An 18,256-nucleotide genomic window follows, 5' to 3' on the forward strand; every position below is an offset into this window, starting at 1 on the left:
GAGGAATAAATGTTTGATTCCTTTAACATATTGATAAAGGTAATTTTCCCGCATTATTAAAACAGCTTAAACAAGTTCTTACAAATTTCCTTTACTTTTATAAGCAAAGAATTAACTATCGACTATGAGACAAAGTCTGGCAATCATCATATTACTGTTTTTATCACTTTCTATAAAAGCTCAATATTATAGTTCAGGTGCCGATCCTGCCAACACCCGTTGGCGACAGCTTAATTCAGAAACCTTTAAAGTCGTTTATCCCGAAGAATTTGAAGGTGAAGCCAAGCGCTTTATCGCCATGCTGGACTCTCTTTATGAATATGGCAGCTATAGTTTGGAACACACTCCAAAACCAATACAGGTACTTATCCACTCAAAAACTGCTTACTCCAACGGTTTTGTGTCATGGGCTCCCAAGCGCATGGAAATATACCCGACACCACACCAGGATATGTTTGCACAGGATTGGTTAGAGCAACTGGCTATTCATGAATTCAGGCATGTGGTCCAAATTGATAAACTAAACAAAGGATTCACCAAATTTCTGACAATACCATTTGGACAGCAGGCCATTGGAGCAGTATTGGGATTATATGCCCCTCTGTGGTTTCTCGAAGGTGATGCCGTAGTGACAGAAACAACGCTTAGCAAGGCCGGTCGTGGCCGTCGCCCCTCATTTGAACAGGAAACCAAAGCCCAGGTGCTGGAAAAACAGATTTATCATTACGACAAAGCCTATTTTGGCTCCTACAAAGATTATGTTCCCAATCATTACCACATGGGCTATTTATATGTCGCCGGGGCTCGATTCAAATACGGGGCTGACGTCTGGGAAAGGGCACTGGATGAATCTGGGCGTAAAAGCTGGTCAATAACACCATTTAACAGAGGTATTAAAAGTGTAAGCGGCAAAAACAAAGTCCCATTATACAATGAGGTCTATGATGAATGGCGTCAGCGCTGGCAGCACTTTAATGATTCAATAACACCCGACACTCATCGTATTATAACGGCAAGAGATGACAGGTACAAAAATTACAATTACCCCACTCCGGTAAACAATAACGAGCTTATTGCAGAAATTAACGGACCGGGAGAACTGAATCATTTTGCAAGAATAAACATGGCAACAGGTGAAGAGGAAAAACTACTGATCACGGGAACGCGAAACCGTGAGCCCTTTTCATATGCCAATAACACCATAGTATGGACAGAGCTGGAACGACACCCCCGCTGGGAAAATCAATACTTTTCAGTTGTTCGCACCTTGGATATCAATACAGGTAAACAAACAAAGATCAATGGAACCGGCCGTTACAAGGCTCCTGCCCTGTCTCCTGACGGACAAACCATTGCCATTACCAACACTTCCTTAAGCAATCAATTTAGTATTCACCTATTGAATGCGAAAACAGGTCAGTTAATAAAAGAAATAGCAACTCCCGCTAATGCCTACCCTTTCACCCCTTCATGGGATAGCCAGGGAAATAAATTAGTATTGATACTGTTATCGAAAGCAGGGAAAAGCATTGAGACATTGGATCCCGGGAGTGAGCAATGGACCAGTATCAGTTCTCCAACTTATACTGAAATACGATTTCCTAAGCTCCACAAACAACATGTTTATTTTACCGGCTCCTACAATGGTGTGGAAAACCTGTATCGGGTGCCACTGGCAGGTGGTAAAATGGAGAAGTTAACAGAATCAGAATTCGGCGCTGCATACTCTTCCATACGTGAAGGGCAGTTATTTTATCAGAACTACAGCTCCGATGGTTACCTGGTCGCTATGGCAGGCATCGATACGATTAAAGCCAGGGCATATGAAGCACATGATTTGCCAAACGAAGCCCTGATCAAACAATTGCAAAAAGACGAAAAAGGACTCCCCCCATTAAAAGAAGTTGATACACTGGCTTACAGTTCCAAAAAATACTCGAAATGGAACCTGTTCAACTTCCACAGCTGGGCACCGGCTTATATTAACATAGATAACACTGAACTTACACCCGGCATTAGTGCTATGTCGCAAAACCTGTTAGGAACAACTTTCATCACAGCCGGATATAATGCCGACAAACAATACTCGCGTGAAAAGTTCAACCTAAACCTGTCGTACCGTGCCTGGTGGCCGGTTTTTGAATTGGAATTCAAAGCAGGAAATGAAAGCATTGAGGGTGCCTACCTTAATGAAAATGACTGGTATGTCAATATCTATGATGCCAAACCCAATCACTATCTTCTGGACTTCGAAATGAAGTTACCTTTAAACCTGACAAGGGGAAAATACATCAGATTTATTGAGCCATCTGTGGGTTTAACCTACCAGGTGTCTGATGATTTTAAATACGACCGGTATTACCTTAAACTGGGTGATGATGGCCTGCCTATTGTTGAAGATGGCAGATATGTCACTGATCGGGTAGAGACACAAAGGGCTGATGGTATAGATATAACATCAATGGATTACTCCCTTTTCGCCTATAATTTATTAAGAACCACGCAACGTGATGTATCAACCCGTTGGGGACAGGTGGCTGAGTTAAAATACCGCAATACACCTTTTAATGGCTGGGATTATGGTAGCATCTTTGGCATTCATACGCGTCTGTACTTCCCGGGCATTGGACGTCACCATGCCATTCGCATAGATAACGACTGGCACTCAAAGCAACGTGGCGATTTCGTGCCTCAGGATGGCTCAACCTACAATTTCTACAGGGGATTCTCAGACTATGCCAGGTTTCCACGTGGTGTAAACAGCGTATCTAATGATGAACTATATTCGTTTAAAGCCGATTACATATTACCGCTTGCCAATCCTGATTTTAACATACCGGGTGTGCTGTACCTGAAACGAATTACGACCAATCTTTTCTTTGACTATTCCCATACGACAATAGACCTTCAGGAAACAGAAACTGAAAACTGGATAACGCGAGAACGCGATTTTCGCTCTGTGGGAACTGAAATAAGAGCGGAGTTACATCCCTTGCGATTTGTATTTCCTGTGACCATGGGCTACCGTTACGCCTATCTTCATGACAGCAGGGAACATTATCATGAAGTACTGTTTTCATTGGGTTTAGCAGGTATTGTTGTAGGAAAATAAGCGGCAATTGACAGTCATGAACAAATGGCTCCATCTGATGTTTTAAGTTTAATCCTGATGCGGGTTTAATAATAAAAAAGCTTAAAATTTGTTTATATAGGGTTGATATATAAAACCTTTGCACTATTCTTGCGTAACAAGACACCGGGACCAGGAGTTTTTTAGTAGTAACGAAAAAATTACGAATGAAATACAGTTTGGGAGCTTTTGTGGGGTTTGTGGTTTTTACAATTTTAATTGACTTCTTATTGCATCGTTTGATTCATTCTGATGATGACAAACGAATTAACTACTTTGCTTTTCCTTTAGGATCTTTTTGGTTTTACAGTATTCCAACATTTTTCATCATAGCATTCTCAACCATTTTTGCCATTATCAAAACAACCGGCACAGCATTTACCTATGTCGTTTTTCAATGGCTACTGGTGAGTTACCTGGCTGTTTATCTGCCAAAGTTGTTTTATTACCTGGGATATAAATTAACACACCGGGCCATAAAGGTGAAGAATAAATTTTCCAGTGACGGGAAAATTAAAAAGATGAATGAAGGGCGCTACCCTACTATATCACGTAAAAAATTCTTAAGCCAGGTGGGTATTGTAATGGCGTCATTACCATTTGTATCCTTGTTGTTTGGTGTAATGAAAGGACGATTTGCTTTTAGCAAGCGCTACACAAAACTATCGTTCCCGAATTTACCAGAGTCTTTTGACGGCCTTAAGATCATTCAGATCTCTGACCTGCATCTGGGCAGTTTAAATTCCAACTATGAAGAAATGGAAGAAGCTGTGCGGCTGATCAACGACGAGCATCCTGATTTAATATGCTTTACTGGCGATCTGGTGAATAATTTCTACGAAGAAACCATTGGCTGGGAAAAGGTCTTTTCAAAGCTGAATGCACGCATCGGCAAATACTCTATCCTGGGTAACCACGACTATGGTGATTATTCAAAATGGTCATCTGCGGAAGAAAAGAGTAATAATTTACGTCAGATAAAAGAAGCTCACGGACGTTTAGGCTTTAAGCTCCTAAACAACCAATCGAGGACCATCGCACAAAATGGTGAAGAGATCGTTGTTACCGGTGTTGAAAACTGGGGCCATCCTCCATTTCCGCAATATGGCGATCTGAAAAAGGCTTCAGAGGGCACCGAAAACATACCTTTTAAGCTATTATTATCGCATGATCCTGATCACTGGGATGCAGAAGTAAAACAGAGCTATAACTACGACCTGACGCTTGCAGGACATACACATGGCATGCAGTTTGGCATTGAGTTTAAAAACTTCCAGTGGAGTCCTGCTAAATACAAATTCCGTCGCTGGGCCGGTTTATACAACGAAGGCAACAAGTTCCTGTATGTGAATCGCGGTTTAGGTTATTTGGGTATGCCTGCCCGCGTTGGTATGCCACCTGAAATAACCATTATCGAACTCACACGCGGGCCAATTGGCAATGACCCTATGTAAGTCACCAATCAATGCCTTTAAGGCCTTATTACATGGCTATTTTGTAGTTTCTCCATCATACATCTTTGTAAAAACAGAATCAACAGGTTCCCACAACTCGATTTTGTTATTCTCGGGATCAAGAATATGAACAAACTTCCCATATTCATAGGTTTCAATGTCATCACAAATGGTGACACCAGCCTGTTTAAGCTCTTCTACCAAAGCTTCTATGTTTTCAACCCTGAAATTAACCATGAATTCCTTCTTTGATGGCTCAAAATAGGTGGTGTCGCCAGCCATAGGACTCCATTGCGCGTAGGCCTTTTGGTCAGGCTTATCCGACTCTCTGAATTCAAACAGAGAACCATATTCATTGGTCACAAGGCCCAGGTTCTGCTTGTACCAGTTTCGCATCTTTTCAGGACTCTCACATTTGAAAAATATACCTCCAATACCTTTAACTTTTTTACTCATAATTGATCATTTAGCCCTAAGTTATGGTTTATCACTCATAAAGTGAAGCAGCTTAGTCTGATTAATGTGAAGAAGTCTTGTCCAAATGGAAATATCTTGAGTCAACAAGGTCTGATCAGCCTTTGTCTATTTATCAAAATAGTGAACCAACAAGACAAGACAGCTTACTATCAAAGAGGTACCTACCCGGTAGCAAACAGGGGTCTTTTTCGGGATCAACCTCGCTGACAGCGAGGTTGACCCGAAGCGGTTCCGAAGAAATTCCGAAGAAGCCCCAAAGACTTACCGAAGAACACCCATCGATTTACCGAAGAAATTTCAGGACTTTCCGAAAAAACCTTCCTGCCTGAATTTGTTCAAATGGGGATAAGATCAACTCTCAAAGACACATTATTGTTAAGTATAATCTTAGGCGGCATGCATAACGATTCTTTAAGGTGCTAGCGGTCTTTTTAAAGGGGCATACCCGGTCTTTCGACTAAATATCTTTACGTTTTAGCTTCGTTTTAAGGCAAGCGAATTTCAAAACAATCCTAACAGAATTGTTTCCTTAAATTTATGTGCGTTATATACCTGCTATCAGAACTGCTTGTAATCTGCTATCATCGTATTTTATCCATTGGCCAATCGGCAAGCTTATGTTTTACCGGGAGGGCTAATCCTATATTTTAAGATTGATTCAGGAAAATTCTTCTGCAAAGTACATTTATCCTTTCAGCCAGCTGAGCAGCTTTTCAAACTCGTCATGCATCTCATCAAACCCTTGCTGGTAGAGTTTATCCAGTTTTTCCGGATTATTCTCTATTCGCGAAACGGTCATCTGTGCTTTAGGTCGGATAATATAAACACGGCCTTCCTCCTCCAGCCTTTCAAGTTCATCGAGTGTTGCATTATAGTTGTGGGCACGCGTCAGGATTTTATCAACCAGCCTGGGGTATTTGGCATACTTTGCCTTAATAAGCCATTGAAACCTGGCTGCTTCTTTTCTATATTCTTTATTTCGTGTTAAGACAACAACCGCTCTTTTACAACCACTATTAAAAGCCTGCTGTACAGGAATGGAATCTGCAATGCCTCCATCGAGGTACAAGCCCCCTTTTAAACGGACCATTTTCGATACCATGGGTAAACTGCCTGAAGCCTGCACCGTACTCAGCAGCTCTTGCTTATTTAGCTCTTTGGCAGAATAATACTCGGCATCACCGCTGACAACATTGGTGACGACAATATTGAAATCGCAAAAGGAGTTAAAAGCGGCTTTAAAATCAAATGGAACCAGTTGATTGGGTATCTCATCATAAATAAAATCAGGATTAAACAGGTTACCTGATTTAAGCCAGTTACCCCAACCCATGTATCTTCGATCGGCAGTATATTTTTCATTAACCACGCGGTTACGTTCAAACTGTTGCGACGCGTAAGATATACCATAGGCGGCACCGGCTGATACACCAATGGCATATGAAAAATGCAGTTTACGTTTAAGAAAATAATCCATTACTCCGGCAGAGAATATACCACGAAATCCTCCGCCTTCGAGAACCAGACCGGTTCCATTTATTTTATATTCCAATCTTCTAGTATCTTAATCCTTTAATAGTTGGTCGTGCCAGTTCACCACTCATTTCCAAAACAATGCTTTTACCTTTACGAGGCAATGATTGCATTGTCATTAACTCAAATGTTGTCAATGCATTCTCAATTCCCGGAACGAGATCACTTACAATTAAAGTGGCCTTCTCAATCTGTGAAGATTTGTGATCGGATGTATTGACTCTTATTTTAGCTTTAAGATCAGCATTCAAGAGTGTTGATAATAACTCCCCCTCACTGATAATTAATTCATTATTGGTCATTTCTGACTGGATGGCTAACTTTTTGATGCTTAGTTTATCCATTTCCAATCCCAATAAGGCCGTTTGGGCTTCCATCTGTGCCTTTTTGGCTCCATCAAACTCCACCGACAGATTTTCGATCAATAACTGTGTGGTCTGGGAATTGATTTCCGGCACACTATCTTTATAGGTGATATCCCCTTCCATCTTCAGGTATAAATTATCAAGACTGAATTTACCATTTGTTTCTGCATCGCCCCATTCAACACCCTTATCATTCAGTTGCATCTCCATGGCTGAATATGAATGAGTTAGCTTCATATTTTTAAGACCTTCATTCTCGAAACGCAACAAGCCCTCTGATGAATAAGATACCAGCGGCGAGTGCAATTGCAGGTCATTTAGTTTAAGCTGGTTTTTGCCGGGATGATAATTCAGACTGGCAGTCAGCTTGTCCACCTTATTGAATTTTCTGATCTGTTCTGCCGAGAAGCCAAGGGCATCCATCCATGGGGTTTCAGCAAAACTAAGACCTCTGGCATCAATTTTAACTGCTTGTTTTTTATCTGGGAATTTAAAATCCAGCTGATCTATATCTTCTTTTGTCAGATGCCCCTTGAAAGAGAAAAACAACTCATCAACCAATAAATTATCGTCTGCATTTTCAATATATACTGAAGCATCTATAAAGTACACGCTAAATGTTTTTATCTCATCAAAGCTATTGGATTTCAACAAGCGCATGGCTTCAGAATATGGCATTCCCAACTTTACTTCGGAGCTACGCAACAATTCAAGGCCATTATTAGTCTGCACACTTAAGCCGTAAAACTCAAGTCTCGATAACAAGGGGTTTACCTTTATTTTTTCGAAATTTACTTCTGCATCATCAAAAAGCAATTCAATTTGTTTCTCAAGATGCGATTCGACTTTTCTGGACAGAATATTTCCATAAACCCAATTGCCGACCAGGAGACCGATAATGATAATCAGAACTATTAAAAGTATGCGTGTTTTTTTCATGAGTTATATGTTATGCCTTCATTTCAAAATATTAACAGGTAAAATGCCTGGCTTCAGACAATTCTCAATTATTCAAGCGGTAAAAACTGTAGAGTAAAACATATACTGAACAGCCATTAAGCACCAGACCGACACTAAAAGTAAAAAAAAGCCCGATGAAACAATTATGCTTTCGATACTTATTGGAATGATATAGCAATTTTTAACGCTTATTTAACTAAACCATGTCTCTTTTGACATATATAGCAATTGTGTTTCGCCTAATTTCTGCTTCAATCAAAGCGCTGGTCATGAATATTTTTGTATTACCTGAACAGCAAGCGGTATACATTAGGCTTATCGCCCCCTGTTAACCTTATCTATAATGATGTTACACCATCAGGAAACAATTGAGAAGCTTTGGTTTGTATTGGTTGATCGTTTCAAGTCCTGCTAATAAGATGGTTCCACTAACAATGACTGCAACAGTAACAAGAAAAATTTCAATTGGTATCATGGCTTTTCTCTTAAAATTAATACCGGTACACAGACAATAGCAGTACCAAAGAGGTGGAGGTTTACAGTCTTTAACAAAGATTAGGGTTTGCAATGATTTAGCCATCAATAGGACTAAGACACTGTTTATTACTCAAATTAAAAGGGTTATATTCCGTTGAATACAACCCTTTCTACTTACTAATTATGAGCTATAGATGACTATACTCACCTATGAAAAGAAATGTCTAACGAAGGTAAAACGTCACACCTACAGCCATAGATAAGGCCATGTGTGGTTTTACATATTTAGTTCGGATGGCTTCCAGTAAATAAGCATCCATGGCTGAAAACTCGGTATAAACACCTACTCCGTCAAAGTAACGGTTATTAAGTGCAAACTTTAGTTCTCCTCCCAAAAACGGGTAGAAATGTATCTTATTCTGAAAATAATACTCCTTGGGGTAATAGTCGGGTAAACGATTAAACGTATTATTGGTATTCCCCCAGGTAACAGACAGGCCACCATATGGTCTGAAATACCTGAATAATGGCTGCTTCGTAAAATAAAAACTATTCTTTAGTGAAATACTGACAACGCTGTTTTTGCTACCTCCGAAATTCTCACTTAAGTAACCGAAGAATAAGGCCGGCTGATATATTGGAGTAATGGCGTAGCCAAAACCAATGGACATAAAACCAATGCTACCGGCATACTGCAGTTTGTACTGCCCTGGCATAAACCAGCGGTGGCGATAGGTAATGGTGTCCTTTTTAATAATAGCAGTCCTTTCCCGATAGGCCTTTTCGAGCATTTTAGGCATATCGTTCTTTGTGGTGTCCACGTCATCAGTCTGCGCCTTCAAATCAAAGACACTAAGCAGAACAAAACCTATCAGCACGATATACCGGAAACGATATTTTATAACTTCTGTCATTCTAATTTTAGTATTTAATTACCTCGTGCTTAATAGTATCTGCCTGAACATCTAAAATTATTAACTGATATCTTTCAGGAGATGGTATTGATAAATAATTGACGTCATCATACGGTTGTGCGTAACGGTAGCTATGACCGTGCCCATGGATTGATAAATCCAGGTTATGCTTCAGGAGAATCTGATTGTATAAATACTCGTTACCCATGGAAAACTGATCATCCCAGGGTGGAATATGTGCAAACGGAAGAACATATTTGTATTCAGAATCATTAGCCAGTGCATTATCAAACCACTCAAAATCCGGATCCTGCACCTTTTTCTCCCATATGATATCATCGAACATTACAAACTTAACATCTTTATATTCAAAGAAAAAATTGGATTCACCGAACATCTCGGTATAAATATCATAACCATTACCCAGGCAGTCGTGATTTCCTATAAGCGTGAGAACCGGTATATTGATCTTATTCATAATATCGCTGTACCAGTCATACTCACGCGCATTGGCACTCAGGGTAACGTCACCCAGGTGCACGATAAAGTCTAAATCATCGCGTGTATTGATGTATTTAACCTGATCTTCAAACTCATCATAATAACTATGAGAATCGGCGATCAGACCAATCCTGAAAGGCTCAAAGGGCTCGTTGGCTGCAGGAAGCAATTTATTGTAGTTACTGATGTTTTGCTTCTTCCATTTTGACTTAACAATGTTTTGATAAGGACTGTACTCGATCACTTCTTCGCATGAAGAAACTGCAAGTACAATGAATAATACGCTTGCCAGTGCTCGCCAATCTATATTTGGGTTCATCATCATTTAGGTTAACATATTAAGCGGCCATCTGGTTCGATGGCAACAATAACGTTAACAAATTTAGGCACTCCTATCGTACTATGGCAACTAATATTGCCGAATGCCTAAAAGTGATGGATGAAATGACAATTAGGAGGAATGAAGTGAAAACAAAAAAAAGGCAGACCAAAAGGTCTGCCTCAATTCTTGGAGTATATTGTATTGGATTTAGTTACTATGCTTCTGCCGGCTCAATTACCATTAACACATCACCTTTAGCAACTGAATCACCTGAATCGAATTTGATCTCCTTGACAACACCGTCAACAGCAGCATCAAGGTTGTTCATCATCTTCATTGCTTCAAGAACAGCCAAGGTATCGCCAGCCTTCACCTCATCGCCAACTTTTGCTTTGAACTCAACAATCATACCCGGGATTGGAGCAACTAAGCTACCTGTTGACTCAACCTCTTTAGCACCACCTGATTTACCGCGACGGGCACGAGGAGCTGCAGCTGCGTTAGGGTCATTAATTTCAACAGTAAATACTTCACCGTCAACCTTAACTTCCAATTCACGAGTAGCACCTGAACCACCTTTTGATGTTAACTCACCAGATAAGGCTTTACGCACCAACTCTTCTTCTTTCTCTACCTGCTCCATGGTCTTCGCTTTGAATTCAGCAGGAACCTCTTCCTTACCGTATTTCCATTTAAGGAAGCGCTTACCGGTTACAGGGTATAAAGCACATAATACTTCATCATCGATATCCTGCGCTAATCCAGAGAATTCATCTTTCACCTGATCCAGTTCCGGCTCAAGTATAGAACCTGGACGAACAGTGATAGGCTCTTCTCCACGAGGGTAATCTTTCAATGCTTTCTTCTGAACCTCAGGATTGATCGGGTCAGTTGTTTTACCATACAATCCGTAACAAAGGTCTTTTACCTCTTTAGTGATCTGAGCATACTCACCTTCGTATGAATCAAATAATACGTTGTTTACTGTTTGTACACCAACGATTTGTGAAGTAGGTGTTACCAAAGGAATGTTACCAAGGTCCTTACGTACTTTTGGTAATAAACGGAATACTTCAGGTAATTTATCCAAAGCATCCATTGCTTTCAACTGGTTAACCAGGTTAGACAACATACCACCCGGAGTTTGGTGAAGCAATACATTGATATCAGTAGTAGCGTACTTAGGATTGTTATCCAGGTGCTTGTACTTAGGTATGTATTTCTCCATCTCATCAGAGATAGCAGTGATCTTGTTGATATCCATACCTGAATCACGGTTAGTACCTAACAATGACATGATAATAGGCTCAACAGCCGCGTGAGACGTACGGTAAGCGTAAGGTCCGATACATGTATCAACGATATCAACACCAGCTTCAATAGCTTTGAAGATAGCTAAGTCACCCATACCTGAAGTAAAGTGTGTGTGAAGGTTGATAGGCGTATCAGTAATTTTCTTGATCTCGCGAACAAGATTATAGATATCGTAAGGTGCGATCAAACCAGCCATATCTTTGATACAGATAGAATCAACACCAAACTCTAATAACTCTTTTACTTTATTGATGTAGTATTCCATGTTATAGATATCACCACCTAAGCGAGGCTGGTTCAATGTATAACATACAACACCCTGGAAGTGCTTCTGGTTGTCTTTGATAACTTTAGCTGCTGTTTCGAAGTTACGGAAGTCATTCAAAGCATCAAAACAACGGAAGATATCCATACCGTTATCAATAGCGCGCTGAACGAAAGCTTCTACCACATCATCAGCATAGTTACGGTAGCCTACCACATTCTGTCCGCGAAGTAGCATTGAGAATGGAGTTTTAGGCATGTGCTTTTTCAGGGTACGCAGACGCTCCCATGGATCCTCAGCCAAAAATCGGTGCATTGTATCAAAAGTTGCACCACCCCATGTTTCAACAGCGTTGTAACCTGCGTTGTCGATCATCTCAGCAACTGGCAACATATCTTCTGTACGACCACGTGTTGCAAATAAAGACTGGTGTCCGTCACGTAAACTAACGTCGTTAATTTTAATTGGATTGGCTGCCTTTGGACGGTCAGCGCCAAACTCTAGTGGAGCCATTTCTAATGCTCCGTGCTTATCGAAATTCATCTTTTTCTTTTTTTAGTGCTTAGTGCAAAGCGCGTCGTGCCTGAAATTCTTATCGAATTATTAAAGAAATGAACTGTCGAACTGAAAGATTTTCACCTCTCCCCCGATAGTCATCGGAGTCTCACCTCTTCTTTGGCACTGCTTTAACTCTGCCTTTTGCCTGTTAAACTACTTTACTTAACCTTAAGCGCGAGAACGTAACAAACGACCGCGACGTTGTACCATAGCCCTGTTACTCATGATAACCTCTTTACCGGCAGCCTTCCATGAGTTCACAGCTTTTCCTTCATTGTTTTTAGCTGCTTCCTGCTCCAGGTAATAAGCTACTGCAATCATTGCCGCTTTTCTCTTTTTTTCTCTTGCTGTCATAGTACAATCGTTTTTTACAATGGAATGTTTCCGTGCTTTTTAGGAGGTAACACCTCTGTCTTAGTCGACATCACTTCCATGGCGTCGATCAGGCGCTGCCTAGTTTCGCTTGGCAGGATAACATCATCAATATAACCGCGCTTAGCTGCTAAGTAAGGTACGTTAAATGCCTCTTCGTACTCGTTAATCTTAGCGTCTGTCATAGCTTGCTTGTCTTCAGCCTCTGCAATTTGCTTACGGTAAGTCGAGATAATCTCAACAGCACCTTTAGCTCCCATTACAGCGATCTCGGCTGATGGCCATGCAAATACCATATCGGCACCCAATGGCTTAGAACACATTGCCAGGTATGCACCACCATAATCTTTACGGGTAACTACTGTAAACTTAGGTACAGTAGCCTCAGCATACGACCACAATAACTTGGCACCGTGACGGATAATACCGTCCCACTCCTGCTGAACACCTGGTAAATATCCTGGTACGTCAACAAAGGTGATCATCGGGATATTGTAAGCATCACAGGTACGTACGAAACGAGAAATTTTATCCGAAGCATCGATATCCAAACATCCTGCCTGAATCATTGGTTGGTTAGCAATGATACCAACAGAGCGATTGTTTAAGTGACCGAAACCAACAATAGCGTTCTCTGCATAGTGCTCATGCACCTGCATAAATTCACCATTATCAAGTACCGACTCAATAATATCCACCATGTTGTATGGTGTTTTAGGATCATCTGGTATAATTGTATCTAACTCTTCACAAATACGTGCCGGGTCATCACCCATAGGGATTTGTGGAGCCTCTTCAAGGTTATTGTTTGGCAAGAACTCCAGTAATTCCTTAATAGCATCAATTGTATCTTCGTCGCTGTCGCAGGCAAAATGAGCATTACCACTCTTGCTATTGTGAACCATTGCACCACCAAGATCTTCTAAGGTAGTTTCCTCGCCTGTTACAGTTTTGATTACGTTAGGACCTGTAATGAACATGTGACTCTTTTTCTTTACCATAAAGATAAAGTCGGTCATAGCAGGAGAATACACAGCACCACCGGCACAAGGACCCATGATAGCCGAAATTTGAGGAATAACACCTGATGCACGTGAGTTACGCATAAAGATTTCACCGTAACCTTTTAAGGCATCAACTCCTTCTTCAACACGGGCACCACCAGAATCGTTTAGGCCTACAACAGGAGCACCTGCTTTAACTGCCAAATCCATAATTTTACAGATTTTAGCTGCATGCATTTCACCAAGAGAACCTCCGCGTGAAGTAAAATCTTGAGAATAGGCAAATACAGGACGACCGTTAACTAAACCGTGACCGATAACTACACCGTCAGAAGGGATTTCAATTTTTTCAAGACCAAAGTTTACCGAGCGGTGCTCAACAAACATGTCTACCTCCCTAAAGCTACCTTCGTCAAAAAGATGATCTAAACGCTGACGAGCTGAAAGTTTGCCCTTTTCGTTATGTTTAGCCACACGTGCGTCACCGCCCATTTTCTGGACTTCTTCACGTTTCTTTTTAAGTAGCTCAATCTTTTCAGATACTTTCATAAATACAGATACTTTACAATTACACCAAAAATTCTTTAATTGTCTTTTATGCCGCCAAAAATATATACTACAAGTGATAAGTTGGCTATATAAATGTTAAAAAAATGAAAATTCACGAATTATTTCTTTAATTAAGAATTTACAACTGGACAATACCGAATAAATAACAATAAGAGTTTTAAGAGTTTTATATTCTTATAAATTAAAAGCAAACCACCTAAAACAACTTTAAATCATGCATTTACAAACAGACACATCATAAAAACAACAGCAAGAGCAGCCTAATACCTTCTAATACATGCCAAAGCAAGGATTTGCCGCATGACGTTAAACGCACATCAGCAACTTACTCAATGTCAGTTTTTAATATAGCAGTTACATGGACTCAAAGTCAAGTAGTGACTGGCAGTTTTTTTCAGAGATTTTCTATTAATAAAAAGATTGTCTGAGCCATATTTGTTCACCCTACGGGATTACTATTTACGCCAATCCATTATCCAATACTACAAATCACATTGGGCATAGTGTCAATGTTATTGTATTAAAAAAGTGTTATGTCATACCAGGTTCAAAAATGGCTTATGCACTCCAACTGCTTCTCTCAACCACATGTAATAACCTGAATAAGAACAACTAAAAACCACTTCAGCAGTATTCAGAGCAATTATCTGAAAAATTACGTAACTTGATAAAGCATTCTGATAACAAGCCAATTATGACAATGAACAATTACATTCTTTTGACTAAATACCACAACACGTAAATACTATGCCAGAACTACACACTTATCTCTATTATCTCACAAGAATACTAAAAGTGAATTATAGACAAATCAACCCCTAAAATTATATCTAATGAGAAATTTACCAAACCTTATTGTCGCGTTACTATGCTTAACTGCAGCTGCCTGCAGCTCACCTGAATCTAAAATACAAGATGAAGAGCGCGCACCAGCTAAAATGAAAATGACTACTGCAATTCCGGAAGGTATTGTCACTCCCAATGTGTTGAATTCAGACAACCTGGGAACCTTAGAGTTTTTCGATGGAGTACCTAATCCCGCAACAGCAGATAAAGTATACGACTATATTGATTTACACAATGCGGTTGACGCTTTTGTAAAAGGCATTCATATCGCATCAATGGAAGCCATTAAAAGAGGCATCCTGGAATTGGGCCCGGCCAATTCCACAGCCATTTTGTTTGAAGACCTGATGGATTCCAAATCCTTTTTCCTAACTGCCAATACCACCTCTGTCTATATGATGTCGTGGGTGGAACTAGGTGATGAACCAATGGTGATTGAAACACCGCCTGATGTGCTAGGAATAATTGACGACCATTGGTTTAAGTATGTCGCTGATTTCGGACGCTTAGGACCAGACAAAGCGCAAGGAGGAAAATTTCTGATACTTCCTCCAGGCTATAAAGGAGAAGTACCCGAAGGATATTACACGTATACAACCAATACCTATGGTCATTGGGTTATTTGGCGCGGCTTTCAAAAAGACGGCAGTCCAAAACCAGCGGTTGACGCCACCAAAGCAAGTGTTAGGATTTACCCGCTTTCACAGAAAGACAACCCTCCGGCTATGAATTTCATTAATGCTTCAGGAAAATCAATTAATACCATCCACCGTATGGATGCTGAAATTTTTAATGAAATCAATGCCGTGGTTCAGTCGGAACCATTAATTGGTGAAAACCCTGAATTATTAGGCTCACTGGCCGCCATAGGCATTAAAAAGGGACAAGCCTTTCAGCCTGATGCCCGTATGCAGAAAATTTTAGATGAAGCTGCAAAGATCGGTGCTGCCATCGTGCGGACACAAATGGCTAAACCGCGTTCAGAATACCTGTACAAGTTTAAAGGCACACAATGGTTGAATCCACTAGCTTACAAAAGTTACTTATTTGAACATGAAGGAGTAAGACTATTGGATGCCAGAAGTGCGTTTCACTTTTACGCAACCGGTATAACGCCTGCTATGTCCATGAAGATTATAGGTAAAGGTTCGCAATATGCTATTGCCTATTCGGATGCTGATGGCAACACCTTTGACGGCAGCAAAACATATAAATTTCATCTACCGGCTAATCCGCCGATGAAAGACTTCTGGTCTTTCACCATCTATGATAATCAAACACGCTCTATGTTACAAACCGACCAGCAGTTCCCTGGCATTGATAACAATAAAGAAGGTTTAGTGCAGAATGCTGATGGCAGCTGGGATATCTACATTGGCCCCGAAGCACCCAAAGGAATGGAAAATAATTGGGTACAAACTATTCCTGGTAAAGGCTGGAATACCATTTTCAGGCTCTACGGTCCCCTGGAGTCATGGTTTGATAACGAATGGTATCCTTCTGATGCAGTGCTGGTAGAATAATCGTTAAAACATAATTATACAAAGGCAAAAATCCTTAAGAGTATAGAATTAAAAAGCTATTGTATAACCTAAATTAAACAATAATGAAGACCTATACTTATACAACATGGTTTATTGGGATAATTCTATTGGTAACAATAGATTGTAATTCCCAAACGACCATAACAGTAGACAAACCTACTAGCGATAAAAATCATATTATTGATGTTACATCAGCACCGGATACTATAGTAAGAACCCACAAGGCTTCATGTCGCTGTGGAGAGCTTAGTATAACATACAACGGCCCCACCCCCAAGAGACGTACCTTGTGCCACTGCAACTCATGCCAGATGAGGACAGGTTCTGCTTTCAGCATACAAGGTCGGTTTCCGAAGAATAATTTAAAAATCGAGGGCAAATCTACAGCATGGAGGTTTCCAAATGAGAAAGGACAAGAGGCTAACTATCGTTCTTGCGATAGCGGCGGAGCCACATTTCATTTCTGCCCAACATGTGGCACAACCGTTTACTGGGAGATTGATGCCGCACCAGATATTATTGGCATTGCGTTAGGAACCTTAACAGACCCATCATTTCCGGCGCCAGTCATTTCTGGATTTGAGGCATACGGTCATCCTTGGGCTATGCAACCTGCCGAACTTAAAATTATACGATTGGAGTATGATGAATTAGAAGAAAAATTAGAATCAAAAGACTAATAAAGCCTATGATCAGCTAAGAAATATCCCCAATTGGATATTCAAAAGGGCAATAGAAGGCATAAGAAGAGGTATAGACACCATGAATTCGAACTAATTCATGAGCGTACAGCATTGAAATACCTAACACTAAAAAGGTGTTATTCCCTTTAGGGGATAACACCCTTTTAACATGCTGTTTTCTGCTTCAACAACCTGTCAATTAAGTGCATTTTGATTATACAAAATCCTATAATTACACCCAGTACTGCACCACAACTTATATCCAGGGGCGAATGTACACCCAGTATAACCCGCGACAGAGCCACCATGGTGGCCCATACAAAGGGCAAAATAAAAAAACGCCGTCTCCTGAAGTCGGAATAAACAAACAGCACAATATACGCCATTAAAGTAGCCATTAAAAAGGCATTGAATGAATGACCTGATGGAAAAGAATAACCTGTTTCGTGGCCCCAATGCTCCAACACTTTTGGATGCAAGGCTTCGTCATTAAAACTTATTTCTTCTGCATTGGCTCTTAAAAAGAACACCAGGTAGCGTCGTCTCTCTTCCTTACTTTCATGGGCGTAAAACTCATCACTATCAAAGCCTTTATCTGATGACAGATACTGAATATTGGGACGCTGAACCTTAAGCTGCTCTTTAATAAAAAACTCATTAAGGCGTGCCACCAATCCCAGCACCACAGAAAAAGCTACCAAAGACAAAACAATCGTCAGCATCTTACGCTTCCAACCTTTATTATGCCAGCTGACCAAAACACAAAAGACAAGGGTTATTATTACCACTCCAATCGTACCACCCGTTTCTGAGATAAACAGCCAGAAAGCAGCTGCAATACCATCATGAATCGCCGAAAATCCAAAAGGCAATAGAAAAGTACTGGCCAATACCAATAAGCAAATGAGTGCTATAATAAGTAGTTGCTTAATTCTGGCTTTCATAACATAATCATTCTAATTTATCA

At 40.4% G+C, this 18,256-nt stretch carries 14 protein-coding genes; 4 read left to right on the forward strand and 10 right to left on the reverse strand.

The window, feature by feature from the left end; translation table 11 throughout:
* Positions 1 to 124: 124 nt before the first annotated feature.
* Together ACRD69_RS15990 and ACRD69_RS15995 are read left to right on the forward strand one after the other, a co-directional pair.
* Positions 125 to 3,112 carry a TolB family protein gene (locus tag ACRD69_RS15990; protein ID WP_430816117.1) on the forward strand — a complete coding sequence of 996 codons (2,988 nt, stop codon included), beginning with the start codon at positions 125 to 127 and terminating at the stop codon, positions 3,110 to 3,112.
* A 185-nt stretch (positions 3,113 to 3,297) separates the two neighbouring features.
* Positions 3,298 to 4,584, forward strand: coding sequence for a metallophosphoesterase (locus ACRD69_RS15995; protein WP_430816118.1), 1,287 nt, complete (start codon positions 3,298 to 3,300; stop codon positions 4,582 to 4,584).
* A gap of 36 nt (positions 4,585 to 4,620) precedes the next feature.
* Here ACRD69_RS15995 and ACRD69_RS16000 read toward each other — a convergent pair whose 3' ends face one another.
* From ACRD69_RS16000 to ACRD69_RS16040, 9 genes are all read right to left on the reverse strand, one after another.
* On the reverse strand, positions 4,621 to 5,040 hold the full coding sequence (locus ACRD69_RS16000; protein ID WP_430816119.1) for a VOC family protein: 420 nt from the start codon (positions 5,038 to 5,040) through the stop codon (positions 4,621 to 4,623).
* A 706-nt stretch (positions 5,041 to 5,746) separates the two neighbouring features.
* Positions 5,747 to 6,613, reverse strand: a complete 867-nt coding sequence (locus ACRD69_RS16005; RefSeq protein ID WP_430816120.1) for a patatin-like phospholipase family protein — start codon at positions 6,611 to 6,613, stop codon at positions 5,747 to 5,749.
* A 4-nt stretch (positions 6,614 to 6,617) separates the two neighbouring features.
* Positions 6,618 to 7,898, reverse strand: coding sequence for a hypothetical protein (locus tag ACRD69_RS16010; protein WP_430816121.1), 1,281 nt, complete (start codon positions 7,896 to 7,898; stop codon positions 6,618 to 6,620).
* 370 nt (positions 7,899 to 8,268) lie between these two features.
* A complete protein-coding gene (locus tag ACRD69_RS16015) occupies positions 8,269 to 8,394 on the reverse strand; it encodes a hypothetical protein (RefSeq protein ID WP_430816122.1) in 126 nt (41 codons plus the stop codon).
* A gap of 226 nt (positions 8,395 to 8,620) precedes the next feature.
* A complete protein-coding gene (locus ACRD69_RS16020) occupies positions 8,621 to 9,310 on the reverse strand; it encodes a hypothetical protein (protein WP_430816123.1) in 690 nt (229 codons plus the stop codon).
* Positions 9,311 to 9,317: 7 nt separating this feature from the next.
* On the reverse strand, positions 9,318 to 10,130 hold the full coding sequence (locus ACRD69_RS16025; protein ID WP_430816124.1) for a metallophosphoesterase family protein: 813 nt from the start codon (positions 10,128 to 10,130) through the stop codon (positions 9,318 to 9,320).
* Positions 10,131 to 10,347: 217 nt separating this feature from the next.
* Positions 10,348 to 12,255 (reverse strand): pyruvate carboxylase subunit B, encoded by a 1,908-nt coding sequence (locus tag ACRD69_RS16030; protein WP_430816125.1) that lies wholly within the window; start codon positions 12,253 to 12,255, stop codon positions 10,348 to 10,350.
* Positions 12,256 to 12,438: 183 nt separating this feature from the next.
* Positions 12,439 to 12,624, reverse strand: coding sequence for a hypothetical protein (locus tag ACRD69_RS16035; protein ID WP_430816126.1), 186 nt, complete (start codon positions 12,622 to 12,624; stop codon positions 12,439 to 12,441).
* A gap of 14 nt (positions 12,625 to 12,638) precedes the next feature.
* The gene (locus ACRD69_RS16040) at positions 12,639 to 14,195 is read right to left on the reverse strand and encodes an acyl-CoA carboxylase subunit beta (protein WP_430816127.1); all 1,557 of its coding nucleotides are present in this window, start codon (positions 14,193 to 14,195) and stop codon (positions 12,639 to 12,641) included.
* 854 nt (positions 14,196 to 15,049) lie between these two features.
* Here ACRD69_RS16040 and ACRD69_RS16045 point away from each other — a divergent pair.
* Together ACRD69_RS16045 and ACRD69_RS16050 are read left to right on the forward strand one after the other, a co-directional pair.
* On the forward strand, positions 15,050 to 16,585 hold the full coding sequence (locus tag ACRD69_RS16045; protein WP_430816128.1) for a DUF1254 domain-containing protein: 1,536 nt from the start codon (positions 15,050 to 15,052) through the stop codon (positions 16,583 to 16,585).
* An 83-nt stretch (positions 16,586 to 16,668) separates the two neighbouring features.
* Positions 16,669 to 17,286, forward strand: a complete 618-nt coding sequence (locus tag ACRD69_RS16050; protein WP_430816129.1) for a GFA family protein — start codon at positions 16,669 to 16,671, stop codon at positions 17,284 to 17,286.
* Positions 17,287 to 17,453: 167 nt separating this feature from the next.
* Here ACRD69_RS16050 and ACRD69_RS16055 read toward each other — a convergent pair whose 3' ends face one another.
* Positions 17,454 to 18,233 (reverse strand): phosphatase PAP2 family protein, encoded by a 780-nt coding sequence (locus ACRD69_RS16055; protein ID WP_430816130.1) that lies wholly within the window; start codon positions 18,231 to 18,233, stop codon positions 17,454 to 17,456.
* Between the last annotated feature and the right edge of the window lie 23 nt (positions 18,234 to 18,256).

This window comes from Carboxylicivirga agarovorans, from assembly GCF_050589845.1.
Lineage (GTDB): Bacteria > Bacteroidota > Bacteroidia > Bacteroidales > Marinilabiliaceae > Carboxylicivirga > Carboxylicivirga agarovorans.

What these genes read in the sequence shown, in the direction of transcription:
- ACRD69_RS16000 (WP_430816119.1), bottom strand. Translation starts at nt 5,040, where the DNA reads ATGAGTAAAAAAGTTAAAGGTATTGGAGGTATATTTTTCAAATGTGAG.
- ACRD69_RS16050 (WP_430816129.1), top strand. Translation starts at nt 16,669, where the DNA reads ATGAAGACCTATACTTATACAACATGGTTTATTGGGATAATTCTATTG.
- ACRD69_RS16055 (WP_430816130.1), bottom strand. Translation starts at nt 18,233, where the DNA reads ATGAAAGCCAGAATTAAGCAACTACTTATTATAGCACTCATTTGCTTA.
- ACRD69_RS16025 (WP_430816124.1), bottom strand. Translation starts at nt 10,130, where the DNA reads ATGAACCCAAATATAGATTGGCGAGCACTGGCAAGCGTATTATTCATT.
- ACRD69_RS16015 (WP_430816122.1), bottom strand. Translation starts at nt 8,394, where the DNA reads ATGATACCAATTGAAATTTTTCTTGTTACTGTTGCAGTCATTGTTAGT.
- ACRD69_RS15995 (WP_430816118.1), top strand. Translation starts at nt 3,298, where the DNA reads ATGAAATACAGTTTGGGAGCTTTTGTGGGGTTTGTGGTTTTTACAATT.
- ACRD69_RS15990 (WP_430816117.1), top strand. Translation starts at nt 125, where the DNA reads ATGAGACAAAGTCTGGCAATCATCATATTACTGTTTTTATCACTTTCT.
- ACRD69_RS16010 (WP_430816121.1), bottom strand. Translation starts at nt 7,898, where the DNA reads ATGAAAAAAACACGCATACTTTTAATAGTTCTGATTATCATTATCGGT.
- ACRD69_RS16030 (WP_430816125.1), bottom strand. Translation starts at nt 12,255, where the DNA reads ATGAATTTCGATAAGCACGGAGCATTAGAAATGGCTCCACTAGAGTTT.
- ACRD69_RS16040 (WP_430816127.1), bottom strand. Translation starts at nt 14,195, where the DNA reads ATGAAAGTATCTGAAAAGATTGAGCTACTTAAAAAGAAACGTGAAGAA.
- ACRD69_RS16020 (WP_430816123.1), bottom strand. Translation starts at nt 9,310, where the DNA reads ATGACAGAAGTTATAAAATATCGTTTCCGGTATATCGTGCTGATAGGT.
- ACRD69_RS16035 (WP_430816126.1), bottom strand. Translation starts at nt 12,624, where the DNA reads ATGACAGCAAGAGAAAAAAAGAGAAAAGCGGCAATGATTGCAGTAGCT.
- ACRD69_RS16045 (WP_430816128.1), top strand. Translation starts at nt 15,050, where the DNA reads ATGAGAAATTTACCAAACCTTATTGTCGCGTTACTATGCTTAACTGCA.